General features: G+C 68.9%; 13 protein-coding genes. 7 read left to right on the top strand and 6 right to left on the bottom strand.

What is annotated here, in order from left to right; genetic code table 11:
• Positions 1-129 precede the first annotated feature (129 nt).
• Genes BLR12_RS19420 through BLR12_RS19400 form a run of 5 tightly spaced genes read left to right on the top strand, consistent with a single transcriptional unit; the run spans position 130 to position 16,088 of the window.
• Positions 130-5,352: a DEAD/DEAH box helicase gene (locus tag BLR12_RS19420; protein ID WP_091381621.1), complete on the top strand. Its 5,223-nt coding sequence runs from the start codon at positions 130-132 to the stop codon at positions 5,350-5,352.
• Positions 5,349-8,219, top strand: a complete 2,871-nt coding sequence (locus BLR12_RS19415) for a helicase-related protein (protein ID WP_218120751.1) — start codon at positions 5,349-5,351, stop codon at positions 8,217-8,219. Before BLR12_RS19420 ends, BLR12_RS19415 begins: the two co-directional genes overlap by 4 nt.
• A complete protein-coding gene (locus BLR12_RS19410) occupies positions 8,216-12,190 on the top strand; it encodes an Eco57I restriction-modification methylase domain-containing protein (RefSeq protein ID WP_218120750.1) in 3,975 nt (1,324 codons plus the stop codon). Before BLR12_RS19415 ends, BLR12_RS19410 begins: the two co-directional genes overlap by 4 nt.
• Entirely contained in the window at positions 12,187-14,868 is a 2,682-nt protein-coding gene (locus BLR12_RS19405; RefSeq protein ID WP_091381617.1) for an AAA family ATPase, read from the top strand. The genes BLR12_RS19410 and BLR12_RS19405 overlap by 4 nt, the downstream gene beginning before the upstream one ends.
• Positions 14,869-14,906: 38 nt before the next feature.
• A complete protein-coding gene (locus tag BLR12_RS19400; RefSeq protein ID WP_218120749.1) occupies positions 14,907-16,088 on the top strand; it encodes an McrC family protein in 1,182 nt (393 codons plus the stop codon).
• Between the two features lie 326 nt (positions 16,089-16,414).
• Here the strand turns inward: BLR12_RS19400 and BLR12_RS19390 are convergent, their stop codons facing one another.
• The 3 genes from BLR12_RS19390 to BLR12_RS24905 form a co-directional block, all read right to left on the bottom strand.
• On the bottom strand, positions 16,415-17,059 hold the full coding sequence (locus BLR12_RS19390; RefSeq protein WP_176832595.1) for a phospholipase D-like domain-containing protein: 645 nt from the start codon (positions 17,057-17,059) through the stop codon (positions 16,415-16,417).
• 245 nt (positions 17,060-17,304) lie between these two features.
• Complete coding sequence (locus BLR12_RS24910) at positions 17,305-17,526, bottom strand: hypothetical protein (RefSeq protein WP_218120748.1); 222 nt, start codon at positions 17,524-17,526, stop codon at positions 17,305-17,307.
• Positions 17,527-17,858: 332 nt separating this feature from the next.
• Positions 17,859-18,869, bottom strand: a complete 1,011-nt coding sequence (locus BLR12_RS24905; RefSeq protein WP_218120747.1) for a GGDEF domain-containing protein — start codon at positions 18,867-18,869, stop codon at positions 17,859-17,861.
• Between the two features lie 268 nt (positions 18,870-19,137).
• Between BLR12_RS24905 and BLR12_RS19370 the strand changes: the two genes are divergently transcribed.
• Together BLR12_RS19370 and BLR12_RS19360 are read left to right on the top strand one after the other, a co-directional pair.
• A complete protein-coding gene (locus BLR12_RS19370) occupies positions 19,138-19,761 on the top strand; it encodes a hypothetical protein (protein WP_091381605.1) in 624 nt (207 codons plus the stop codon).
• A 393-nt stretch (positions 19,762-20,154) separates the two neighbouring features.
• Positions 20,155-21,399, top strand: a complete 1,245-nt coding sequence (locus BLR12_RS19360) for a polyhydroxyalkanoate depolymerase (RefSeq protein ID WP_091381601.1) — start codon at positions 20,155-20,157, stop codon at positions 21,397-21,399.
• Between the two features lie 225 nt (positions 21,400-21,624).
• Here the strand turns inward: BLR12_RS19360 and BLR12_RS19355 are convergent, their stop codons facing one another.
• The 3 genes from BLR12_RS19355 to BLR12_RS19345 all read right to left on the bottom strand — a co-directional run bounded on the left by BLR12_RS19355 (position 21,625) and on the right by BLR12_RS19345 (position 25,926).
• On the bottom strand, positions 21,625-22,119 hold the full coding sequence (locus BLR12_RS19355; protein ID WP_091381599.1) for a DUF6691 family protein: 495 nt from the start codon (positions 22,117-22,119) through the stop codon (positions 21,625-21,627).
• The gene (locus BLR12_RS19350; RefSeq protein ID WP_091381597.1) at positions 22,116-22,586 is read right to left on the bottom strand and encodes a YeeE/YedE family protein; all 471 of its coding nucleotides are present in this window, start codon (positions 22,584-22,586) and stop codon (positions 22,116-22,118) included. Before BLR12_RS19350 ends, BLR12_RS19355 begins: the two co-directional genes overlap by 4 nt.
• A gap of 193 nt (positions 22,587-22,779) precedes the next feature.
• On the bottom strand, positions 22,780-25,926 hold the full coding sequence (locus BLR12_RS19345) for a DEAD/DEAH box helicase (protein WP_091381594.1): 3,147 nt from the start codon (positions 25,924-25,926) through the stop codon (positions 22,780-22,782).
• Positions 25,927-25,988 lie beyond the last annotated feature (62 nt).

Here is a 25,988-nt window from a genome sequence, read left to right as displayed (position 1 = left end):
CGTTAGCTGCGATGGACTCTTCGCAGCGAGCCCACTCGACACAGCGCCCCTCCCGCACGTCAGGTTGCTCCCAGTGATCTTGTCGAGACTCTAAGGTACTGCTCGAAACCGAAACGGGGACGGGTTGATTTGGACATATTCAAGATCCACGAGCAGGTCATCGCCGACTACCGGGCGTTCACCGGTGGCTTCGTACGGGTCCGCGATGAGCGGATCAGCGACTTCGTCGAGCAGCAGTTCGCCGACGGTGTTCAGTGGCCCGACCCCTGGCTGAGCCTCAACCCATCCTTCCAGTCGGGTGGGTCGATCCCGGATCTCGTGTCCCAAGGCCTCCTCCATGAGGAGTGCGAGCGCATCTTCCGCCGCAAAGCGGACATGAATGACGCCGGACGTGACCCGATCGTGCTGCACCAGCACCAGCGAGAGGCCGTAGAAGTTGCCCGGTCCGGGAAGAGCTACGTCCTGACCACAGGAACGGGGTCCGGCAAGTCGCTTGCCTACATCGTTCCTATCGTCGACGCAGTGCTCCGGGGACGGCAGGCCAACGGCGGGCAGCGACAACCCGGCGTCAAGGCGATCGTCGTCTATCCGATGAACGCTCTCGCCAACTCTCAGGTCGGTGAGCTTGAGAAGTTTCTCAAGTTCGGCTATTCGGACGGCGGCGAGCCGGTCACTTTCGCTCGCTACACCGGGCAGGAGAGTCCGGACGAGCGGAAGCGGATCCTGGCGGAACCGCCGGACATCCTGCTGACAAATTACGTAATGCTGGAACTGGTCCTGACCAGACCAGACGAGCGCAAGCATCTGGTCCGCGCCGCGCAGGGCCTCCGTTTCCTCGCTCTCGACGAGCTGCATACCTATCGCGGTCGCCAAGGCGCCGACGTGGCGATGCTGATCCGTCGTCTGCGAGATCAATGCGCCAGCGACGATCTGCAGATCGTCGGCACGAGCGCGACGATGGCCAGCGCAGGCACAACCGCGGAACGCAATGCCGTGGTTGCCGATGTCGCCACGCGCCTCTTCGGCTCAGAGGTCACTCCTGAGCGTGTGATCGGCGAGACGCTGACGCGCGCAACACGCGACAACACACCGTCGGCCGATCAACTCCGCGCGTCGGTCGGTGAGGCACTCGGCACGACGAGGACCAGGCCACATTCCGAGTTTGTGGCCGATCCGCTTGCCGTCTGGATCGAGACCACATTCGGGCTCGATTTCGAGCCCGAGACCCATCGCTTGATCCGCCGCGCCCCAACGACTCTCCCCGAGGCCTCCGAGCGGCTGGCCGGAATGACCGGCAAGTCCGCGGACGACTGCCGGACAGCGCTGCGCCGCGTTCTGGAGGAAGGTTCCCGCGTCCGTCAGCCGGGCATCGACCGGCCAGTGTTTGCCTTCCGCCTTCACCAGTTCTTGTCCAAAGGCGACACGGTCTACGTCTCCATCGAGCCGGAAGACACTCGGCACATCACCGGCTTCTACCAGGTCACCGTCCCGCACCAGCCAGACAAGGCACTGCTCCCTCTAGGTTTCTGTCGCGAGTGCGGCCAGGAGTATCTGGTCGTCGCCAAGGCGGGCCGCGGGCAGAAGACCGCCTTCGTCTCACGACGCGATGCCGATGCCAGCGGTGGCGACAGCATCACCGGATACCTCTACATCTCGTCCGACCTGCCCTGGCCTCATGACCCGGTTGCCAGCGGCCGTCTGCCGGACTCCTGGCTGGTCACCGATCCGGACACGGACCAGGTCGAGATGCTCGACAGCAAGAAGAAGTACCTGCCGGACGAGGTCCGTGTCCTCCCCGACGGAACGCTCGACGACGCCGGCAGCGGACTGACCGCATGGTTCATGTCGACGCCCTTCGCCTTCTGTATGCGTTGTGGCGTCTCCTACGAGCAGGTTCGCGGCCAAGATTTCGGCAAGCTCGCAACGCTCGACTCCGAGGGCCGCTCGAGCGCCATGACGCTGCTGAGCGCCTCGATCGTTCGTCATCTCCGCGCGATCCCGGAGGCTGACCTGGACCTCGAGGCCCGAAAGCTCCTCACCTTCGTCGACAACCGTCAGGACGCCAGCCTCCAGGCCGGTCACTTCAACGACTTCATACAGGTGAGCCAACTACGTGCAGGCCTGTATGCCGCACTGGAGAAGGCCGGCAGCGACGGACTGACCCATGAGAGCATCGCTGGCGCGGTGGTCGACGCACTTAATCTGCAGCCGGCGGACTTCTCGGCCAACCCGAACGCGAAGTTCGGCGCCAGGGCCGACGCTGCGCGGGCGCTGCGAGCGGTCGTCGAATACGAGCTGTACGTCGACCTGCAGCGAGGCTGGCGCGTCACCATGCCGAACCTCGAGCAGACCGGACTTCTCAAGGTCGGCTACCGCGACCTCGCTGAGATCGCTGCCGACGAGGACTCGTGGGCGGGGACCTACCTCCTCGACCAGATCTCGCCCGCACGGCGCGAAGAGTTGAGCCGCATCCTGCTCGACGAGCTCCGCCGCGTCCGCGCGATCGACGTCGACTGCCTGACCGAAGAAGGCTTCGAACGCCTCCGTGCGCAATCGCGTCAACAACTCATCGATCCTTGGGCGATGTCCGAGGACGAGCGGCTGGTCGACGTCGGATTCGCGTTCCCTCGCCCGTCCCGGTCCGGCGGTCCCCGAGGGGCCCTAGCAATGACCGGCCGCGGCGCCTTCGGCCGGTATCTCAAGACGGACGCCGCTGGCCTGCCGGGCAAGCTCAAGACGGCCGACACAAGCCAGGTCATCGAGGACTTGTTCCGAGTCCTGACTGATGCCGGCCTTCTCGCCCGAGCAGACAGCCCCGACGGACCGATCTACCGCCTGCGCGCAGCCGCCATCCGCTGGATTGCCGGGGACGGCGAGACCGGCGCGCCGGACCCCCTCCGCCGCGCCTTCCAGGGCGAAGCCACAGCGCGTGTGAACCCGTTCTTCCGCGACCTTTACCGCGACCTGGCGGCCGGTTTCGCCGGTCTGCGCGCCCGCGAGCACACCGCCCAGGTGCCGCAGCAGTTGCGCATTGAGCGTGAGGATGCTTTCCGCAAGGGCGACCTTCCGTTGCTGTACTGCTCCCCCACGATGGAGCTCGGCGTCGACATCTCAAGCCTGAATGCCGTCGGGCTGCGCAATGTGCCGCCGACTCCCGCCAACTATGCACAGCGGTCCGGCCGCGCCGGTCGAAGTGGCCAGCCTGCCCTTGTACTCACGTACTGCTCGGCCGGCAACGCCCACGACAACTATTGGTTCCGCCGGTCACGGGAGATGGTGGCGGGGTCGGTCGTCGCTCCTCGCCTCGACCTGACGAACGAGGACCTGATCCGGTCACACGTGCACGCCATGTGGCTGGCCGAGACCGACCAGTCGATGAAGTCCTCGATCACCGACCTGTTGGAGGCGGACGGCGACAACCCGACCCTCCGCCTATTCCCCGACGTGTGGCAGGCACTGACCGACCCGCAAGCCAACAGCCGGGCACAAGCGACCGCCGCGCGGGTGCTTGCCGATCTCCGCAGGACCTGGCGCGCAAGCGGCGAGGAGCCGACGTGGTGGAGCGACACCTGGGTACACGACCAGGTCAAGCACGCCGCCCGGCGGCTGGACGAGTCCTTCGAGCGCTGGCGGCAGCTCTTTCAGGCCGCTCGGACCGAGTACGACGAGCAGCACAAGCTTGCAATCAACACCAGCTCAAGCAGGCGTGACCGTCAGCAAGCGGACCGACGGCGCTCCGATGCACGCAATCAGCTGATCCTGCTGCGCAACGAGGACCGAGAGTTCGGCGCGACCGACTTCTACTCGTATCGCTACCTGGCGAGCGAAGGCTTCTTGCCTGGATACTCGTTCCCCCGCCTGCCGCTGGCCGCGTACATCCCCAACCGGCGCGGAGGCAAGGCCGACGGCGACTACCTGCAGCGCCCCCGCTTCGTGGCGATCAGCGAATTCGGCCCGGGCTCGCTGATCTACCACGAGGGTGCGCGGTACGAGGTCACGCGCATCCAGCTTCCGCGCAACCCGGACGATTCGACCGGCTCGGGACCGATCACCGAGACAGCGAAGCGTTGCGAGAGCTGTGGCTACCACCACGGCGTCGTCGTCGGCACTGACACCTGTGAGCTCTGTCAGGCGCAGTTGGGCGCCAACCAGTACGGGCTGCTGCGACTGCAGACCGTCTTCACCCGTCGGCGCGAGCGGATCAGCAGCGACGAGGAGGAGCGCCGGAAGTCAGGGTTCGAGCTGGAGGTCTCTTTCCGCTTCCCCGACCGGGGAGGGCGGCCCGGCTTCGCCAAGGCCGAGGCTGTTGTCGACGGCAGCCCCGTTCTGGAGCTCGTGTACGCGGACGCCGCGGTCATGCGCATCACCAACGTCGGCCGTCGCCGCCGCAGGCATCCGGCTGACCGTGGATTCTGGTTGGACCGGCGCGAAGGACGGTGGCTCTCTGACAAGAAGGCCGCCGACAACACGGTCGACGCCGACAGCCTGGACGCCGCCGAGGACGTCGCCGTCAAGGACAAGGTCACGCCCTATGTCGAGGACCGCCGGAACCTCCTTGTCCTGCGCCTGACCGAGGCAGCGAGCGACACCGTCACCATGACATTGCGTGCGGCTCTCGAGCGGGCGGCGGAAGCCACCTTCCAGCTGGAGGACTCCGAGCTCGAGAGCAAGGAACTACCCGATCCCGACCATCGCGGTCGCATGCTGCTGAACGAGTCGGCCGAGGGCGGCGCCGGCGTACTCAGCCGGCTCCTGGAAGAGCCGCACAAGCTGGCGGAGGTCGCGCGCAAAGCGCTCGAGCTCATCCACTACGACGCGGACACCGGCGAGGACCTCGGACAGGCCCCCGGAGCGCGCGAGCGGTGCGAGAAGGGCTGCTACGACTGTCTGCTCTCCTACAGCAACCAGCACGACCACAGCGCGATCGACCGGCATGCCGTCGTCCCGCTACTCCAGGAGTTGGTGCGAGCCGAGGTGGCGGGCGGAGCAGGTGAGCGCGACCGCAGCGGCCAACAGGAATGGCTCAAGAAGCTCTCCGACTCTGGGCTCGAGCGGCGGTTCGTCTACTGGCTGCAGGAGCACGGATACCGGCTTCCGGACGACGCCCAGTGCACCGTCAGCGAGGCAAAGGCCCGTCCCGACTTCGTGTACAACGTGAACGGCATGTCGGTGGCCGTCTTCGTCGATGGCCCGCAGCACGATGTAAGCCATCAGCAGCAGCGCGACGACCAAGCGGCTGAACGGCTCGAGAATCTCGGCTGGACCGTCGTGCGGGTTCACCACGACGGCGACTGGGCCGGCATCACCGACAAGCACACATGGGTCTTCAGCCCTGGAAGGACTGTACGTTGACCCTCAGCTCAGCCCCCACCGACTTTGCCGTCGGCAGTCTGGTTCGAGCGCGCGGCCGTGAGTGGGTGGTTCTCCCTGGCACCGCTCCGGACTTCCTGCTGCTGCAGCCCCTCGGCGGCAGTCAGGACGACGTCGTGGGGGTGTTCCCGGATGAGGGCGTTGAGCCGGCCACCTTCCCCACCCCGACGCCGGACGACCTCGGGGATGCGGCGTCGACGGAGCTGCTCCGCACCGCATTGCGCGTCGGCTTCCAGGCCTCAGCTGGCCCATTCCGGTCTCTGGCGGGCCTGAGCGTCAGCCCGCGCAACTACCAGTACGTCCCGTTGCTGCTCGCGCTGCGCCAGGACATCGTGCGCCTGCTCATCGCCGATGACGTCGGCATCGGTAAGACCATCGAAGCGGGCATGATCGCCGCCGAGCTCCTGGCTCAGGGCACCGTTAAGCGACTGGCCGTGCTCTGCTCCCCCGCACTTGCCGAACAGTGGCAGCGCGAGCTCCGCGAGAAGTTCGGCATCGACGCTGCGCTGGTCCTGACGAGCAGCGTGAAGAGCCTCGAGCGCGGACTCATGCTGAACGAGTCGTTGTTCGATCGGCACCCATTCGTCATCGTGTCCAGCGATTTCATCAAGAGCGACCGCCGGCGGCACGAGTTCGTCCTGCGGTGTCCGGAACTCGTCATCGTCGACGAAGCGCACAACTCAGTGGCCAGTGGCGGCGCCGGGCAGCGGGCCCGCCACCAGCGCTACGAGCTGCTTCAGTCGTTGGCGGCCGACGAGACCAGGCATCTGATCCTGACGACGGCGACTCCGCACTCAGGTGACGAGACCGCCTTCACGAACTTGATCGCGCTCTGCAATCCGGCCCTCGCCACCGCGGACCTCACGACTCTAGCCGGCCGTTCGCTGCTCGCCCGGCACTTCGTTCAGCGCCGTCGCGCCGACATCCGGCACTACCTCGACGAGGACACCCCTTTCCCGAGCGACCGGCAGACCAGGGACGAGCCGTACACGCTCAGCCCGCAGTACCGGGATCTGTTCGAGGACGTACTGGCGTACGCCCGTGAGCAGGTTCGGGAAGGCGCGAACGGAGTTCGTGGTCGAGTCCGCTGGTGGTCTGCCCTCGCTCTGCTGCGCGCGCTCGCATCCAGCCCGAGCGCCGCGGCCGCCACGTTGCGCACCCGGGCTGCCAACGCCGACGTCCCAACCGTGACTGAGGTTGACTTCCTCGGACGCGCAGGCGTGCTCGACAGCGCGGACGAAGAGATGCTCGAGGGGCTCGATATCACGCCGGGTGCCCTCGTCGAGGACGACGAAGCGCCGGTTAACGGCAGCGACTCGGCCGGGCGCCGCCGTCTTCAGGCTTTCGCTCGCCGAGCGGCTGAGCTCGACGGGCCGGCCATGGACCGCAAGCTCGCTCTTCTGATTGCTCAGGTGAAGAAGCTCCTGGCAGACGGGTACGCGCCTATCGTCTTCTGCCGCTTCATCGACACCGCCGACTATGTCGGCAAGTACCTGGGTGCCGCCCTATCAGGGAAGCGCGGGCGCGAGGTCAACGTCGGCGTCATCACCGGGCAGCTGCCACCGGCGGAGCGGGAGCATCGCGTCCAGGAGCTGGTCGACAAGCAGGGACAGCACGTCCTCGTGGCCACCGACTGCCTCTCTGAAGGCGTCAACTTGCAGGACGCGTTCTCTGCCGTCTTGCACTACGACCTGGCCTGGAATCCGACCAGACACGAGCAGCGGGAGGGACGCGTCGACCGCTTCGGCCAGCGTCGGGACGTCGTGCGCGCCCTGACACTGTACGGCGAGGACAACGGCATCGACGGGATCGTGTTGGACGTGTTGATCCGTAAGCACCGGGCCATCGCCAAGGCGACCGGCGTCGCCGTGCCGGTGCCCGGCAACGGTGATGGGCTGATCGACGCACTCGCCGAAGGACTGCTACTGCGGGGGCGGGACGCCCAGCAGCTGACGCTTGACCTGCAGCTGGACGAGCGGACCGCTGCTTTCGAGAAGGAATGGCAGTCCGCCGCCGAAAAGGAGAAGACCTCCCGGGCTCGGTTCGCCCAGCACGCGATCAAGCCCGAGGACGTCGTCGCGGAGGTCGACGAGGTCAGAGCAGCGCTGGGCACCCACGGTGATCTGCGCCGCTTCCTGGAGCGGACGCTTCGAGCCCTCGGATCCACGGTTACGAACGTCGAGGACGGGTTTACCGCCGTCTTATCGACGCTCCCTCTCGGGCTATGGCAAAGCCTGCCCGTCGGTCTCCGCGAGCCACTGCTCTTTCGTAGTGAACCCCCTGCTGGACGTGAGGAAGCGGTCATCGCTCGCACGGATCCGACCGTGCAGACGATCGCGCGGTACGTCCTGGAGACTGCGCTGGACGCCGCGGTGCCCGAGCGTGAGCGTCCGGCGCGACGCGCCGGCGTGATGCGGACGGACGCCGTGCAGACTCGTACGACCTTGCTCCTGGTCCGATTTCGCTTCCAGTTGACGCTGCCCACCAGCGAAGGCGTGGAGTCCCGCGTTGCTGAGGACGCGCGCCTCCTTGCATTCGAAGGTGCCCCGACGAGCGCCGTCTGGTTGCCCGATCAGCGCGCTGAAGCGCTGCTCGGAGCGAGCCCGACCGCGAACCTGCCGGCGGACGCCGCTCGTCTCGCCGCACAACGAGTCTTGGACGGAATGACTGCGCTGATGCCCTACCTAGAGAACGTCGCCGACGAGCACGCAGACCGCCTGCTTGGGGCACATCGCAGGGCCCGGGCCGGCGCCGGCGCGGCCCGGCGAGGTCTCTCCGTCACGGCGCAGCGGCCGATCGACGTTTTGAGCCTTCAGGTCCTTCTGCCGTCCGGGGGTGCTCCGGCGTGAGCGGTTCCTTGACGTCGGTCCGAGTGGCCGGTGGATTGTTGCCGCCAGATGTGATGTCGGCCGTACTGAGTGGCAGTCTCGACGGGCTCAAGACCAGCCATTACCACCTCGCAGGGGAGAGCCCTCGTGAGGCCGCGGCTCGGGTGTGGACCCACCTACTGGGCGTCTACCGCCGGTTTAGGGACGATCTGCAGCGTCTGCCCGAGAACGACCCAGCCGTCGGGCTGACACGCGAGCGTTGGCTTACGGTGCTGCTTAGTGAACTGGGCTACGGGCGGGTGCCGCTGACCGGGCCGGGCGGGCTGACCGTCAACGACCGGCAATACCCGGTCAGCCACCTGTGGGGCGTCACACCGATTCATCTGCTGGGCTGGGGCGTGGAGCTGGACAAGCGCACCGCCGGCGTTCCCGGCGCCGCCCATCGAGCCCCGCACGCGATGGTGCAGGAGATGCTCAACCGCACCGACGTCTACCTGTGGGCGATCGTGTCGAACGGTCGTGTCGTGCGGCTGCTGCGCGACTCCACCACTTTGACCGGTCCGGCATACGTCGAGTTCGACCTTGAGGCGATGTTCGACGGGGAGCTGTTCGCCGAGTTCGCTCTCCTCTATCTACTTGCCCACCAGTCCAGAGTCGAGGTCCCCACCGACGGCGTCCCGGCCGACTGCTGGCTCGAACGCTGGCGCACCACGGCCGTCAACCAGGGCGTACGTGCATTGAATCTACTCCGCGACGGCGTGGAGCGAGCCCTGCACACGCTCGGCACGGGATTCCTGCGACACCCTGACAACGCGCGGCTGCGCGACGACCTCGCCACCGGCGCCATCCGACTGGATGACGTGCACCAGAGCCTGCTGCGCACGGTCTACCGGCTGCTCTTCTGGTCCGTCGCCGAGGCCCGCGATGCCGTCTTGGATCCTGCAGCCACCGTTCACGTCCAGGAGCGCTACCGCGATCACTTCTCCGCGGCGCGGCTGCGCCGGCTCGCGATTCGCCGCCATGGCAGCGCCCATTCCGACCTGTGGGACGGCGCCCAACTCGTCCTCACTGCCCTCGGTCGCGCGGAAGGTGAGCCACGCCTCGGCCTGCCCGGGCTGGGCGGGCTCTTTCAGGAGTCCGCCGCGGACGTACTGACCGGGCTGCGGTTGGGTAACCAGCCCCTGCTGTCCGCTATCCGGTCGCTGTCGATCGTGCAGCCGAAGGGCCAACCGCGGCGGCTCATCGACTTCCGTCACCTCGGAGCCGAGGAGCTCGGCTCGATCTACGAGTCGCTCCTTGAACTCGTCCCCCGCCATGACCCAACGACGCACGCCTACACCGTGGAGACACTCGCCGGCCACGACCGTAAGACCACCGGCAGCTACTACACCCCGACCGAACTCGTCGAGCTGGTGCTCGACACCGCGCTCGACCCGGTGCTCGACGACGCCGAGAAGCAACCCGACCCGGAACGGGCACTGCTCGCCGTCACCGTGTGCGATCCCGCCATCGGCAGCGGGCACTTCATGGTCGCGGCCGCCCGCCGCATCGCGCAGCGCCTCGCCGTAGTACGGACTGGTGAGATCGATCCGACACCCACAGATGCCCAGAAGGCCATGCACGACGTCGTAGCGCGCTGCATCTACGGAGTGGACGTCAACCCAATGGCGGCCAACCTCGCCAAGGTCAGCCTGTGGCTGGAGTCGATGACACCCGGTAAGCCCCTCACCTTCCTTGATCACCACATCAAGGTCGGCAACGCGCTGCTCGGCACCACGCCCGCGTTGCTCCATGCCGGCATTCCCGACAGCGCTTACGTTGCGCTAACCGGCGACGACAAGAAGATTGCCGCGTCGTGGCGGAAGGTCAACGCCGCACAGCGAGTGGGGCAAGGGGACCTCTTCAACGACCACGGCATCCCGGTCAGCAACAAGGCCGGACTAGCAAGCCTCCGGCAGGTAGCTGAACGCTCCGCAAACGCGCAAACCCTAGCGGACGTGGTCTGGGCGGCCCAGCGATACGACGCGGAGCGAGCAACCGGAGCCGCTCTGCGCGCTCGGCGGGTCGCCGACGCCTGGTGCGCCGCGTTTCTCGGCAGCAAGACGGCAGGCGATGTGGCCATCACGCACGAGGTGCTTGAGCAGCTTGGCACCGGCAGCGCGCCAGGATCTGTTATCGCGGCCGTTGACGCAGTCGCGTCCCGACACCGGCTCTTTCACTGGCACTTGGAATTCCCGGACATCTTCTCAGTTCCGGATGACGGACCCGCGAACACGGCGACGGGCTGGACCGGCGGCTTCTCCGCCATGCTTGGCAATCCTCCATGGGAGCGCGTCAAGCTGCAAGAGCAGGAGTTTTTCGCCGCCCGGGATGCTGCGATCGCCGAGGCCACGAACGCAACAGCCCGCAAGAAGGCTATCGCCGCCCTCGAACAAGAGCACCCAGCGCTTTTTGCGGAGTTCAAGGCCGCGAAGCGGCGATCCGAGGCGGAGAGCTACTTTCTGCGAAGCAGCAAAAGATTCCCGTTGTGTGGGGTCGGCGACGTAAACACCTACAGCGTCTTTGCCGAGCATTTTGGGACCTGCTTGTCGCCAGACGGACGGAGTGGGGTAATCACGCCCACCGGTTTGGCCACGGATGCTACTACGGCCGCATTCTTCAGCAACGCCCTTACGGCATCCCGACTGGCCGCCTTTTACGATTTCGAGAATGAAGCGAAGATTTTTGAGGGCGTGCATCACGCCTACCGCTTCGCCGTAACATCTCTGACGGGCGGCGAACCCGCAAAATCGGTGAATCTGGCCTTTTACTGCCGTCAAGTTGCAGAGGTGCATGCGCGCCGCTTCACTCTGGCACCCGACGAAATTCTCGCTCTTAACCCAAATACCGGCACACTGCCCGTCTTTCGATCACGGCGCGATGCCGAAATCAACCTTGCATGTTATCGGATTCATCCAAACCTTGTCGTCGATTCGCCTGCCCGAAACCCCTGGCGGTTGACATTCGGAAGAATGCTGCACATGGCCGACGACTCCTGGATGTTTCACACGTTCGAAGAGCTTCAGAGCCTAGGCGCGGAATACGACGATTGGTCTTGGAGACTTGAGAACCAAGACTACTTGCCTCTCTATGAAGCCAAGATGACGAGCCGCTTCGATCACCGCTACACGACCTACGAGGGGGCAACACAAGCCCAGCTGAATCAAGGGGCATTGCCCCGAGTCTCGACCTATGCGCACGACGATCCGTCTATAGAAGCACAAAGCCGCTACTGGATACAGCGCAGCGACTTCGAGTCCTTCATGCGCAGCAAAGGGTGGCCGCATCCATGGCTTCTGGGCTGGCGCGACATAGCGCGCGGCGTAGATGAACGAACTTTCACCCCGGTTCTGATTCCTCGCGCCCCCGCAAGCGGCTTGTGGTTTGCGATACCAGCCGACGCATGGTCCGCAACGAATCTCCTAGCGATATGGTCAAGCTACGTCTGGGACTACCTTACGCGCGCGAAGATTGCCGGAACTCACGTGACCATCTTCCTGGCCAAGCAACTTGCCTGTCCAGCGCCCGAAGTGTTCGAACAGCCAGCCCGCTGGTCGACGGACGAACTCTTGGGTAAGTGGATGAGAAATCGTGTCGTTGAGCTGACCTACACTTCCTTCAAGATGCAGCAGTTCGCCGCCGAAGCGGTTATCCCGGAGTCAGCCGGGCCACCATTCCGTTGGGTCGACAGTCGCCGAGAGCAGCTGCAAGTGGAGATCAATGCCGCAGTTTTCCACATCTACAACCTCGATCGTGCGGACACGGAGCATATCCTCGATTCTTTCCCGGTCGTTCGAAAGTACGACGAGCGTGATCACGGCGAGTTCCGCACGAAGCGCTTGGTGCTCGCCGCATACGACGCCATGGCGGAGGCGGTGTGTACCGGGGTGCCCTTCGTCAGTCCCCTAAATCCGCGGCCCGGTCATGGGCCCCGACACAAGGAGCAGGTGTGACCGCGGAACCGCTGGAACCATCGAACTCGCCCGACGCGGCTGAGCCGGTTCAGGACCCTGACTGGACTCCGCGCATCCGCCGACGGCTGCGTGCCGCCCTTGAGGTTCTCGCGGAGCAGCATGCGCCGCTCAAGCTGACCGAGCTGCGGGAGCTGGTCGCGGGTCGCGTGCCGCTCAACGAGTACGACCTGTCCGTCACCAAGGGCGGCAAGGTCCGCGGCTGGAACAACCTCGACTGGAACCTCACGACGAACGTCGTGCACGCCGGGTGGCTGCACGTCACCTCCGACGGTGGGCTTCGGCTGACTCGTGAAGGTCGGGCCGCCCTGGAGCAGTACCAAGACCCGGTCGCGCTGTACGACGCCTCGAACAAGTTGTACTGGGCGTGGGACGCCGCGCGCGGCGAGATGTTGCCGGATTTGTCCGCCGGGCCCACTCACGGCGTACTCCACGGCGGCCCTGGTGCTGCGCATTCGATGCGCGCCGCGGCGGATGTCCTTGAGGCATGGCGGAACGGTCGCTCGGCCTTCCTCCCTGACACGGTGGTATGGGACTCGGCGACGACGTCCGCACTGTTGACCTACCTCGAGTCGGCCGCTCAGCCCACGCCAGCCACGTTACCGGGACTCGAGAGCTTGGCGCCCCGCACGCTGGCGGCCGAGGCACTTGTGCTCCTCGTCGGGCCGTTGAGCGACATGATCCCCAGCACCAAGCGCAGCCGTATCCGCAACCCGCTCATCCCTCCCGTAGACCCGCCCGGGTTGCCATGGCAGCTCTCCGCCGACCTCGAACACGGCTTCGTGCCCGGCGGTAAGGCGCTAATTGCTGCCCCCGCAGCCATGCTGGCCTCGTTCACGCGAATCCTGGGGCGCTGGTGGACCCATGCCCCGGAGGTCCGTGAGGCTGCCTGGTCCGACCCCTGGCAGTTCCGCGACCTGGTAAGCGGCATCCCGGACGTCGACGACCGCGTTGCATCGCTGCTGTGCCTGCTCGCTCACCCGTCGTCGTTCACCACGCTGCTGCGGCCCGCGGACCGAGCGCGAGTGGTCGACGTCTTCGCCGAGCACGTGGAGACGCCCACCGGTGACCTCGAGCGTGACCTGAAGACCATCACCCTGAACCTCCAGAAGCGGCAGGGCGGCAAGCCGGTGCGCTTCGACAGCGCCCCGCTGCTGCAGCAGTGGAGCCAAGACGTCGAGGGCGTCCGGGCATGGCTAGTCCGAGGGGAAATCGATCAGCAGAACCGCGTGCCCGCCTGGCTGAGCCAGGGAAGGGTGACCGTCACGGTGGGGCGGCTCACGCAGCTGCCGCAGCAGCCGACTCAGGACGCTTTGAGCAGCCTGGTGGATGAGCGCTACGCGGACTTCCAGGTCGTGAAGCGGGAGGCCAAGAAGCGCGACGTCCTTGCTTTCGTGCTCGGAATGGAGCCCGGGGACGTCGTCGCCAGCGTCGATGGAGATCAGCTTCGTTTGGGACGCATCCAGGAGGGCGGCGCGTCGCTGGAGCAAATCGGTGGATCTACCTTGTTGAGCCGGCCGGTCGCCTGGAGCGCGGACGCTGCGCCGGCGGTGAAGAAGTTGCCTTCCGGCGTCCGGACCCGGCTGCGCTTCAAGGGTGAGGACGTCGTTGATCTGACAGAGGTCGCCACTCCCCTGACCGAATTGGTCGAGTCCGACGAGTCGCTCACGAGTTCCCAAGAGGTCGACGAGGCCGATCCCAGCGTTGAGGTGTCAGGTGGAGATGACGCCGAGCAGCCGGCCAAGCCGGCGCGCCTCGAGTGCGATACGGCCGCCCTCGCAGCGTCCCTGCATCACGCCGACGACAGCTGGATCTGGGAGCTACTGATCAGCCTCAACGAGCGCAAGCAGGTTGTGCTCGAGGGACCGCCCGGCACAGGGAAAACGTTTCTCGCAAAGCGACTGCTCGAAGCCTGCGGACTCGTGGAGGGTCAGTACGCCCTCGTCCAGTTCCATCCGACGTACTCGTACGAGGATTTCGTAGAGGGCTTTCGTCCGGTCCAGCATCGAGACGGCGACGGGAGCGCGGCTCTTGCCGTGAAGCCCGGCCCATTGCGCCGTATCGCGGACGAGGCCAGGAACGCCCCGGGTAAACCCTTCGTGCTCGTCATCGACGAGATCAACCGAGCCAACATCGCCAAGGTCTTCGGCGAGCTCTACTTCCTGCTCGAGTACCGCGACGAAGAGATCGAACTTCTGTACAGCGAAGGCGAGCGCTTTAGCTTGCCGGAGAACCTCTTCATCATCGGAACGATGAACACGGCTGACCGCTCTATCGCGCTGCTGGATGCAGCGATGCGCCGGCGCTTCGTCTTCTTGTCCATGGATACGAGCGAGACGGCGCTGAACGGGGTCCTACGGCGGTGGTTGGAAGCGACGGGACAGCCGCCCGCCGTCGCCGATCTACTCGACCGCATCAACGGCCGAATGGTGGAACGCGGACTCGAGCCGTCGCTCACCTTCGGGCCTTCGTACTTCATGCGCCCGGACGCCACGAAAGCGACGTCTCTCGACCGCGTGTGGCGCCGGGAGCTGCTCCCCATGCTCAAGGAGCACCACTACGACGCCCAGGACAAGCTCGCCAGCTGGTACCCGTTCGCGAAGTGGTTGGCCGACCTTGGGCTGACTCAGCCAGCAGCACTCGAGAGCACGCCCGAGTGACTCGATTGGCACTGGAGCAACTGTCCGAGGGACAGGTAGTGACAGGCGTCGAGCTCACGAGGGCGGAAGCCGCAGCGCTGAGCGGGACGAAGCTCGTCACTGCCACGCCGGAAGGCGACGGCTGGCGTGTGTCTGCCGGACAGTGGGTGGGGGCCATCCGTTGCGGCGACCTGGAAGTGCGCGTCGCACCCAAGGTTGGGGCGGTGAAGGTGCTTCAACTGCTGGCTCGGGCCCATGGAATCCGCAGGCTCAACGTGGACGAGACCCTGATCGGCCTCGCAGACGACGCTGACCTCAGCACTGTCCTGGCCGTGCTCTTCGAGCGGGAGGCCCGACGAGCGCTCGCCCTGCGACCCCAACGTGGCTACCGGACCGAAGACCAGTCGCTACCGGTGGTTAGAGGGCGCATTCGCCTGGTCGACCAAGCCTTGCGACGCTTCGGCGCCGTGACACCCATCGAGGTGACGGTCGACGAGTGGACCCTCGACACGGACGAGAACCGGCTGATCCGGGCCGCAACTCAGCTGCTGTTGAGCCTGCCCGGTGTACCCGCCCACACTGTCGCTGGGCTTCGTCGGGTGGATCGCCTGTTGGCCGAGGTTTGGCTGCCGCCTCGCGGCACGCGACTGCCGGCATGGATCCCGACTCGGCTCAACGCGCACGTCCACCGCCTGCTTCACCTCGCCAACCTGGCGCTGGGCGGAGGAAGCGTGGAGCACCGAGCCGGCGGAGTCGTGGCCCGCGGCTTTGCGCTCAACATGGCCTTCGTCTTCGAGAAGCTCATCGAAGAGATACTCGGCGACCTGAGCGATGAGTTCGGGCCTGGGCGCTTGCTTGCACAGGAGACGTACCAGCTAGATGAGGACGACCGCCTCGAGATCAGGCCCGACCTCGTCATAAGTCGAGGAGCCACCGTACTTGCGGTCGGCGACACGAAGTACAAGCTGCTCGACGACAACGGCACATTCCCTAACGCTGACGCCTACCAGCTGGTCACGTACTGCCGTCGGCTTGGGCTCTCTGTCGGACACCTGATCTACGCGGGAGATGGCTTGGCGCAGCCGGACCAATACACGATTCGCGGCGCCGCGACGGACCTACGTATTCACGCTATTGATCTGCGGTTGCCCCTCGCGGACATCGAGGATCGCATTGCTGCTCTGCAGCGACACATGGCCTACGGCGTCGTCGCCGGCGAAGAGCTGGCCTCCACCAGGTAGCGAACCGCAGCAGCGAACTCGCTAAGCCCGAGACGCTTATGCCCACCCTGTAGGGACTGACCGGTGAAGCCGAGGTGGCTCAGGGGGACGCCGGCCGAGATCGGCACCTGCAGGCGTGGCTTCACCTCGCTGACCCAAGGCCACCGGTCGCCCTCCTCCTGCGGGCGCCCGTCGCTCACAACGAAAGCCGGGTCATACCGAGCCTCAGTGGTGACCTCGAGAACCGCGTTGCAGCGATGCTCGCCTGCGGAGTAGAGCAGCACAAGGTCGCCGATGGCGAAACTGGGTCGACCGCGTTTGCTGCTCGAGAACCAGTCGCCGTCGGTTCATCCCTGGTCCGCAGCTTCCTCATCGCCATAGACGGCCTTGACCCAGAGATTCACGCCACCGGCCTCAGCGAGTAGCTGGTTGGCGTCTTCCACTAGTGGCAGTGAGTCGTTGCTGGGACCAGCGTCGGTAGTCATGGCCGACACGCTGGCCGGCAAGTGCTTCGCGGTTTCCTCGACTGCTTGAATGCCGGCCTCGGTAACGAGGAAGGCGCCGTCCCACCAATCGTTGAAGTGCTTCGTTGCCGCCTTTCGCTGAGCAGCGTCCAGGAGGACTCCGAGCTCGATATTCGCCTTCCCGCCCGAACCGCCTAGTCCGGCGTTCGTGAGGTTGGCCGAGCCGACAAGCCCAAAGGATTGATCGGTGATGACGACCTTCGCGTGCAGGTTCGGCAACGAGCGCAGCTCGACGCCGGCGCTGAGCAGCTGCCGCAGGCCCTGGGCGCTCAACAACCCGTGTGCAACCGAGGCGGCGTCCAGCTTTGTGAGCACCCTCCACGTGGCCGGGCTCGCCTTCGCGAGTTGACTGAAGTACGCGAGCACTCCTGCGCCCATGTATGGGCTCGCGAGACGCACCTCGGACTGCGCGGCGAGCAAGGCTGCGAACACATCGTCGTACGCCTTCGGCACAAGAGTGTCGGTCATAGCTGCACCCTCATCACCACTTCCTATGGCTGTAACGCGGCCCTCGACGTCCCGGCGCGTCGAAGGTCGATCATGGCTTAAGAGGGTCGACATACCTGCTTGGCGCCACGCGTGATCGCCATTCCAGTGGCTGCTCTCGGACCAGACTGGGCACACTCGTGAGGCTCGTCGGCGAAGACCCCAGAGGGCCGAGCGTTCGCCGCTGCCCGCTTGGCGCCGCCAGTCCGCGAGCCCGGGTGCTGCGCTCAGCCGTCGGGCGGCTTACCGACGTGGACGACGATGTCGTCGCCACCGTCGGCTCCACCCGGGTCCCCGTGTCGCGCGGGTCCGGCCTCCGGCCCCTGCCCGGCGCCTTGGGCCACCTTGACGTGATGGCGGTGCACACAGGAGCGGGCGTCGGCGCGGTGACCGAAGTCCGGCCGGCCGCTGAGGTCGCCGCGGAGCTGATGGCGGCCCTCGGTCGCCATCAGACCGCCTAGGGTGACGCGAGCACCCCACGGGCGGGATCCTTGGGGCAGGAACTGCGGCCGTTCTCGGAGGAGGGACCCCCGCGCCGCACCGCCCTGCTCGCCGCCGCCCTCGTCGCCGCCGCGTCGCCGCCACCCTCGGCGAGGACAACTTCCTCCTCGATCTCGCCACCGGCTTCGCCGGCACCGCCGTCGCCCTGCTCAGCGAGAGCGCGCTGGCCCGACGGCGACGGCACGGTCGTCGCCGAAGGGAGCCGCCGACGGCGGCCTCGGGCTAAGTGACGCCACGAAGCGCGCCGACGGTTCGGCTGGCCTGGCCACCGTGGACCTCGTCACGGCGATGTGGTTGGCGACGTCCCGTTGTGCCAGGACGGCGGGGTCGGCCAGGTCGCCCTACTGTCCGGCTCCCCCGCGGCCGTCACGATGCAGTGCCGGGTGCAAGGCGAGGACAGCCCCGCGGCGGCCCCGGCTGACCGGCTACGCCGGCCGCTCGGCCCCCACCACGTGCAGGACGCCGCGGCCTCGTTCCTTGGCGCCGTACATCGCCCGGTCTGCCAGCGAGAGCACCTCGTCCAGCGTCGTCCCAGGCGCGGCCATCGCCAGCCCGATGGAGGCCGACACCCGCACCGTCCATCGTCCCACCTCGACCTCGTCCACCAGCACAGCGGCCAGCCCGTGCCCGATGGCCTTCGCCGCAGCGGCGGACACCCCGGCAGCACCGCCACGAACTCGTCCCCGCCCAGCCGGCCGACCACCGCCCCCAGCAACTCCCTTTCCACGTACCGGCGCAGCCGGTCGGTGAGCCGGACGAGCAGCTGGTCCCCCACCGCGTGCCCGCCGCGGTCGTTGACCTCCTTGAACCGGTCGACGTCCACGAACAGCACCGCTCCTCCGGCTGCCAGCGCCGGCCGGCCGCGGTCGAGCAAGTGGCTGCGGTTGGCCAGCCCGGTCAGCGGGTCTTGCCGCGCCGACCGCAGCAGCGCCTGCCTCCAGCCGTCGGTCTTGATGGCCACCGCGGTCAGCCGGTCCACCGTCTCCTGCAGCCGCCGCTCCTGGTCGGCGTCGGCGTCCGCCCCGAGCTCGGCCACCGACGCGGTCAACACGTCGAGCATCTGCTCCAGCGGCAGGCCGGCCGCGACCCCCTCCAGCGTCCGGCCCAGCGCCGCCAGCATCCCGGCGTCCCACCGGTTCCAGGCCACCTGGCGCCGCAGCGACAGCACGCTGCGCACCAGCCGCACCCGGTTCTTGAGCAGATCCTGCTCGCGCATCGAGAACGCCCGGGGCTCGTCGTCGAACTCGCCGAGCGAGCCGAGGACGAAGCCGTCCTCGTCGATCAACGGCACCGAGCCAGGAGCGGCTCACGCCGGCCGCCACGGCCGGGTTGTCGCAGAAGACGGGGTCGTCGAGTGCGTTGGCCACCTGCAGCGGCGCCCGCGGCGCCACCACCTGCACGCGGATGGCAGCGACCACGTGCCGATGGTTGCCCAGGTCGATGACAGCTGCTTCACGGCAACCCCGTAGGGCTACACCAGACGTTGCCTCGCGGGTCATCGGCCGAGAAGCTGACCTGCGAGGCGATGCCGCCGGGGCGCCGCCCGAACAGGAGGTGGCATGTACGCCCGATCCACCAGCATCCGCGGCAACCCCAGCACCCTCGACGCGGGCATCGCCTACGTGCGCGACGAGGTGATGCCGGCGATCAAGCAGACCGACGGCTGCGTCGGCCTGTCGCTGCTCGCCGACCGCGAGAGCGGCCGCTGCATAGTTGCCACCGCCTGGGTCGACGAGCAGGCCATGCGCGCCACCGCCGCGGAGGACCGCACCGTCCAGCACCGCCTGCTGCACACCCTCGGCGGCGAGCACGCCGACGTCCAGGAGTGGGAGATCGCCGTTCTGCACCGGGAGCGCCCGGCCGGGGACGGCGCCGGCGCGCAGGTCACCTGGGCCCGCATCGCACCGAACCACCTCGACGACCTGCTCGACGCCTACCGGCACAACCTGCTGCCCAAGCTCCAGGAGCTGCCCGGCTTCTGCAGCGTCAGCATGCTCGTCGACCGGCGCCTCGGCCGGACCGTCAGCGTCACCAGCTTCGAGAACCGCGACGCCGCCGGGCTGGTGCGCAAGCACGCCAGGGTCCTGCGCGAGCAGTTTGCCCAGGCCATGGGCGCCAGGATCGTGGACGTCGCCGAGATGGAGCTCGTCCTCGCCCACCTGCGGGTTCCCGAGACGGTCTGACCCGCCGCGGGCTCCTGCCGGTCAGCCCTCTCCCAGCCGGCCGCGCACCCGGTCCTGGAGCATCGCCAAGTGGTGCTCGGCCGGCACCAGCACGTCCCCGAGGCCGCGCAGGAGCCGTAAGCAGGATCGGCGACCGTGGTCACCGGAGCGCCTCCACGAGATCGGCCAGACCCCGGCCACAGCAGCGCCGAGCAACGCCACCACCGCGACGTCCCGAGCTGCGACTGGGACCGGAGTGGTGGCTGCTGCCCACGGGACGCCAGTGCCGCGACACCTGCCCGCCACGTCGCCGCGCCGGGGCCCCGACGCGCCACCGTCGTACACAGCGGTTAACGTCTTCGGGCAAGTGACTTAAGTCACTGGACGGACGACGACCGAGCGACAGGCAGGCCGATGCTCTACAGCGCTTACGAGATGAACCGCCGGATGGGAGCGCCCGTCGTCGCGGCGTCCGAGTGGACCGCCCGCGCGCTGCAGTCCCTGCCGTCCCCGCTGGGCCGCACCCCGGGCGTCCGTCACATGGTGGCGGCCTGCGACATCCTCGCCAACGCGCGTCCCACCCACCACCGCCCGGCCTTCGGCATCACCACCGTGCCGGTCGGTGGCCGCGAGGCGGACGTCTTCGAGCGCCCGGCCCTCAAGACGCCGTTCGGCACCCTGCTGCACTTCGCGAAGCCCTCGGTGACCGGCCAGCCCCGCGTGCTCGTCGTCGGCCCCATGTCCGGCCACTTCACCACGCTCATCCGGCCGACGATCCGCACGCTGCTGTCCGACCACGACGTCTACGTCATCGACTGGCACAACGCCCGCGACATCCCGGTCGCGCACGGGGCGTTCGGGCTGGACGAGTACATCGAGCACGTCATGCAGGCGCTGCGCCACCTCGGCCCCGACACCCACGTCGTGGCCGTCTGCCAGCCCGCCGTCCCCGTGCTCGCCGCCGTCGCGCTGCTCGCCGCCGAGGACGACCCCGCCCAGCCCGCCTCCGTCACCCTCATGGCCGGCCCGATCGACACCCGCATCAACCCCAACCGGGTCAACACGTCCGCCACCGGCAAGCCGATCGAGTGGTTCGAGCGCCGGGTCGTCGACACCGTGCCCGGCCGGTACCGAGGCGCGGGACGGCGGGTCTACCCCGGCGTCGTCCAGCTGACCGCCTTCATGTCGATGAACCCCCGGCGGCACCTCACCGCGCACGCGCGGATGTACCGCGACCTGGTCACCGGCAACGCCGCCGCGGCCGCCACCACCCGCGCCTTCTACGACGAGTACGGCGCGGTCATGGACGTCCCAGCCGAGTTCTACCTGCAGACCGTCCAGCGCATCTTCCAGCGCCACGACCTCCCCCTCGGCCGCTTCACCTGGCGGGGCCGGCGCGTCGACCCCGGGGCCATCCGGCACACCGCCCTGCTCACCGTCGAGGGCGCGAACGACGACATCTGCTCCCCCGGCCAGACCGAGGCGGCCCACCGGCTGTGCACCGGCATCCCCGAGGAGCGCAGGCGCCACCACCTGCAGGAGAAGGTCGGCCACTACGGCGTCTTCAGCGGCTCCCGCTGGGAGGCCGAGGTATACCCCGTCGTCCGGGAGTTCATCGCCTCCGCCCGGGACCGGGAGCAGGCGACGTCCGTGGGCTGACCCGCAGAGCCTTCCGCTCCTGGCGACCCGGGCTCCGACAGGGCAGCGATCCGGACCCCACGACGAGCCGCCACCGCCTGCGCCGGCCGCACCCGGACCCACGCCGAGTCGATCGGTCGCCGGCGCACTCCGGCAGCTCGGGATCCGGGACGGCGAGCGCGCACCACGTGCTGCGGTCGGATCCGTCGGCGGTCGAGGCGAACCCGTCGCTTCCACGCCGCGCAACTACTCGGGGACCACGTCCGAGAGCCGTCGAGCCGACACGACGGGCTGGGCCGCCGGCAGCATCGGCTCCGTGCTCAGCGAGCGGGCCGCGCGCTGCTCCACCCACCCGCGCAGCCGCAGCCCGCCGAGCAGGCCGACCAGCACGACCAGCCCGTACAGGCCGCCGGTCGTCGTCATCGCGACCGTGATCCCCGGGCACGTCGCCCCGACGCCGAAGCCCAGCCCGAACACGGCCCCGCCGTACACGTGTCGCCGCTCGGCCCGTTGCCGAGGCAGCCGCAGCGGTGCGCCGGACGCCGTCCGTCCCCGCCGCCGGAGCAGGGCGATGCCTGCGAACGCCGTCCCGACGGCGCTGCCCATGGTCAGGTAGATGTAGCCGTCCTGGAGCAGCAGGCCACGGTGGATCGTCTCGTAGTCGCCGAAGCCGCTGGCCGTGAGCAGGAAGCCGAACACCGCGCCGACGGCGAGCACGGCCCACCGGGTCCGGCGGCTCACAGTGCCCCGCCGGTCAGCGCGTGCAGCGCCAGGGTCACCAGGACGGCGACGGAGAAGAACGTCGCCGTCGTCACCAGGCTGTCCGGCGAGGCCACCGCGCACCCGGACAGCCCGTGCCCGGACGTGCAGCCGCCCGCCCACCGGGCGCCGTAGCCGAGCGCCAGTCCCACCGCCAGCAGCACCGGGACCAACAGCACCGGCGGGAGGAGCTCGGACAGCCGCCCGTACCCGTGCACGGTGACGGGCGGCCCGAGCAGGGCCGCGCCGAGCGAGCCCACCACGAGCGCCAAGAGGAACGACCGGCGCCACGGCTCCGGCTGCCAGCCCTCCGCCCGGGCGATCGTCGCCAGCCAGGCCCCGGACACCCCGAGCCGGGCGTCGGCCAGCCCGTAGAGCGCGACGACGCACAGCCCCACGCCTGGACCGATCACCCACCAGGGCAGCTGGCCGTCGATCCAACCGAGCACGGGGGCCTCCTCGCAGCGGGCGCACATCGTCCCGTCCGCGCGCCCGGCCCGTCCAGACCGGCTGCGGCGGAGCTCGGACGGCGGGCGCCGGGCCGAGGGGTCGGACGCCCGGGGACGCCGGCGCCCGGAGCAGTGGTGCGCTCTGCCCGTTGGCCAGCTCCGCCCGTGGACGGGGCGGTCCCGGCGGCACAGGTCAGTCCGGCCCGAACGGCAGCCACTCGGCAAGGGTCCGGGCGTGCCCGACGTCGGCCCACGCCGAGCGGTCGCCGACCACGTACAGCCGGTCCTGGGCACGGGTGACGGCGACGTTGAGCAGGTTGGGGCTGCCGGCCGCCCACGCCCGCGCACCGTTCGAGCCCCCGCCCAGCACCAGGACCACCGCCGTCTTCTCCTGCCCTTGGAAGGTGTGCACCGTCCCCACCCTCACCGAGTCGAGGGCCTTCTCCCGCCCCTCCTTCGACCGGCGCTCGGGAGGCAGCAGCGCGAGCACCTCCCGCTCGACCGGCCGCCGCAACCCGCGCACCACCTCCTTGAAGGGCGAGATGATCGCGATCGACTGGTCCACCGCCCAGTCCACCCTGCGGAGCAGCTCCAGCACCCGCTCCGCGTCCTCCGTCCGGAAGTGCGCGCCGTCCGGCCGCGGCAGGTCGATCCACCGGCTCGGACCCATCAGGTCGTCCGGGCCCGGCTCCAGTCGGCCGGAGATCATCTCGCCGGCGTAGGCGATCTCGTTCGCGATGGAGAACATCGGCTCCAGGCAGCGGTTGTGCACCAGCAGCGGCAGGCCGAGCCACGTGCCCAGCCGCTCGGTGCCGAACCGGGTGATCGAGTCGGTGAGCGTCTGCACCGAGGCCCGGTTCGGGGCGAGCTCGGCGGCGGCGCCGTGGTGCCGCATCAGCTGGGCGACCAGGGCGTCCGGCAGCGTCACCACCGGCTCCAGCTGCTGCGGGTCGCCGACGACGACGGCCCGCCGGAACCGCGCCAGCCCGCCGACCGCCGCCGACGGCACCGCCTGGCCGGCCTCGTCGACGATCAGCCAGCCCAGCGACCCGGTGGGCACGTCCCGCAGCAGCCGGGCCATCGACGCGAACGTCGTCGAGGCCAGCGGCACCAGCAGGAAGAACGCCTGCCAGGCGGCGAGGGTGACCTCCCGGGCGACCGTCGTCTCCACCTCGTTGGTCTGCAGCGCCATCCACGTGCGCAGGTTGGCCTGCATCTGGGTGCCCGCGCGCCGGGCGAACACCTCGTGGACGTGCATCGCCGCCGCGAACAGCTCTCCCCGCATGCGCTGCAGGTCCGCGTCGATCCAGGCCGGCCCGGACTCCCGGGCGGCGCGCGGCCGCTGCCACCACGCGGCGTCCACCCGCTCCGGACAGGCGGCGACCGCCGCCTGCAGCCGCCGCAGCCGCTCCTCCGCCGCCCGCTGCGCCGCCGCCGCTGCGCGCGCCGCCTCCCGCGCTCCCTCCTCCGCACCGAGCACCCGCGCCAGGACGACGCGACGCGCCTCCAGCTCACGGGCCGCGGTCTCGGCCGCCTCCTCCGCCGCCGCCATCCGGGCCGACCACGACGCCGCGGCCTCGGTCTGTAACCAACGGGACAGGGCGCCCGGTCGCTGCGCCGAGACGCCCTCGACCGCCAGCACCGCCGCGGCCGCCGGGCCCTCGTGGTCGGCCACGGCCTGCCGGGCCCGTCCGACGTCCTCGGTGGCCCGGGTCAGCGCGCGCTCGGCGTCCTCGACCGCCCGCCGCTCTGCCTCCCGCCGGCCGGCGAGGTCGTCGACCACGGCAAGGCCCTCGGCCACCTCCGCCAGCTCGGCGCACCGCCGCTCGACCGCCTGCCGCGCCTCGCGGAACCGCCGCCGGGCCGCCGCCCACTGCGCGTCGGTCGCCCCGGCGCCCAGCAGGGAGAGCAGGTCGGTGGTGCCCCGTGCCGTGCGGTACCGGTCGACCACCTCCGTGAAGGCCGAGACCCGGTCCCGGCTGCCCAGCACCGCGGCCGCGAAGCCCCACGCCTCGCCCTTCGCCAGCAGGCCCGGGCGGCCCGTCCGCCGGGGCACCGCACCCTTCGGCGACGGCGGCTCCGGGTTGGCCGCCGGCCGGAAGTAGCTGACGACGTCCCTCAGCCCGGGATCGACTTTGTCGAGCGACGGCAGTTCCCGGCTGACGTTCTCGACCGCCGCGTTGTTGCTCGACGCGACGAGCATCTCGAAGCCGCAGAGGTCCGCGGCGGGTGCGTGGAGCTCCCAGGTGCGCTGGGTGCCCGACGGCAGCTCGCGCCGGGGCCCGAAGGCCTTCGCCGGGTCGGCGTAGCGCACCATCGCCTCCGCCCGGTCGGTGACCACGTTGGCGTAGACGTCGCGCAGCAGGGTGGTCTTGCCGGTGCCCGGGGGCCCGTTGACCGACAGGATCCGCTGCGCGTCGGCGCCGACGACCGCGCTCACGGCGACCTGCTGCGACAGCCGCGGCCGGTGCTCCCCCGGCCAGGCCGCCCGCGGCATCCGGAACGGCGTGACCAGCTCGGCCAGCACGCCGTCGTCCCGCACGTCCTGGGTGGTCGCCGGCCGACCGCGCGGGCGGCCGCTGAGGTAGTCGCCCACCAGCGGTGAGGTGGGGTGCTGCACCGCGGCGAGCAGGTCGTCGCGGAAGAAGGCCGGCAGCTGGCCGGCTGGTTGCTGGCCGGTGGGCACCCACCAGGTGGCGTAGCGGAACACGTCCCGCTGCACCGAGACCGACCGCAGCAGCTGCAGGACGACCGCGGCCGGGTCGGCGTTCTCGGGGGCACCGTCCGCGACGCGCTCCCAGTCGGTGCGGAGCTTGGTCTCCCGGGCGTCGATGGCACGCAGCGCCTTCCCGACCGCACCGTTCAGGGGCGTCCCTGCGGCCACGTGGTGCTGGACGTGCCGGGCGAAGTCGATGAGCGGCGAGTAGCTGAGGGAGTCCCCGATCGGCCGGCCGGCGTCGTCCAGCAGGAAGGACCCACGGCAGGTCAGCGCGCCGCCTGTCGTCGGGCGGCGGCGGACGCCGGTCGCGCGGAAGCGCAGGTCGTCGGGGAACAGCTCGTCCAGGAGCCCCTCCAGCTCGGCCACCGGCAGGCAGCCGAACAGCACCCGGGTGACGAGGACCTGCCGGTCCTGCCGTTCCGGGGCCTTCTCCGGCCGGGGTGGCCACGGGCGCGGCGTCTGCCAGCGCGGGATCTCCCCGACCGCGGCCCAGCCCTTCTCCTCGCTGGTCGGCACCTCGGGCAGCTCGAACCGGTCGAGGTCGGCCCAGGCGCGGAGCACGGCCTTGGCCCCGGCGTCCAGCCGGACGCCGCCCCGGCGCGACGGCGTCCGCGGGCTCATGGACGGAGGCTAGAGCGAGTGTGTGACACAGGTGCGCCTTCGTCCTTGCGGACAGTGAAGGC

The sequence above is a fragment of the Geodermatophilus sp. DSM 45219 genome, from assembly GCF_900104025.1.
In the GTDB taxonomy this organism is placed as follows: Bacteria; Actinomycetota; Actinomycetes; order Mycobacteriales; family Geodermatophilaceae; genus Geodermatophilus.
The sequence above is the reverse complement of the archived record's forward strand: the minus strand, read 5'-3'. Positions and strand labels throughout refer to the sequence as shown.

Coding starts and splice junctions, on each gene's coding strand:
- BLR12_RS24910 (WP_218120748.1), bottom strand. CDS start 17,526: ATGGCGACCGAGGGCCGCCATCAGCTCCGCGGCGACCTCAGCGGCCGG.
- BLR12_RS19390 (WP_176832595.1), bottom strand. CDS start 17,059: ATGACCGACACTCTTGTGCCGAAGGCGTACGACGATGTGTTCGCAGCC.
- BLR12_RS19345 (WP_091381594.1), bottom strand. CDS start 25,926: ATGAGCCCGCGGACGCCGTCGCGCCGGGGCGGCGTCCGGCTGGACGCC.
- BLR12_RS19370 (WP_091381605.1), top strand. CDS start 19,138: ATGTACGCCCGATCCACCAGCATCCGCGGCAACCCCAGCACCCTCGAC.
- BLR12_RS19360 (WP_091381601.1), top strand. CDS start 20,155: ATGCTCTACAGCGCTTACGAGATGAACCGCCGGATGGGAGCGCCCGTC.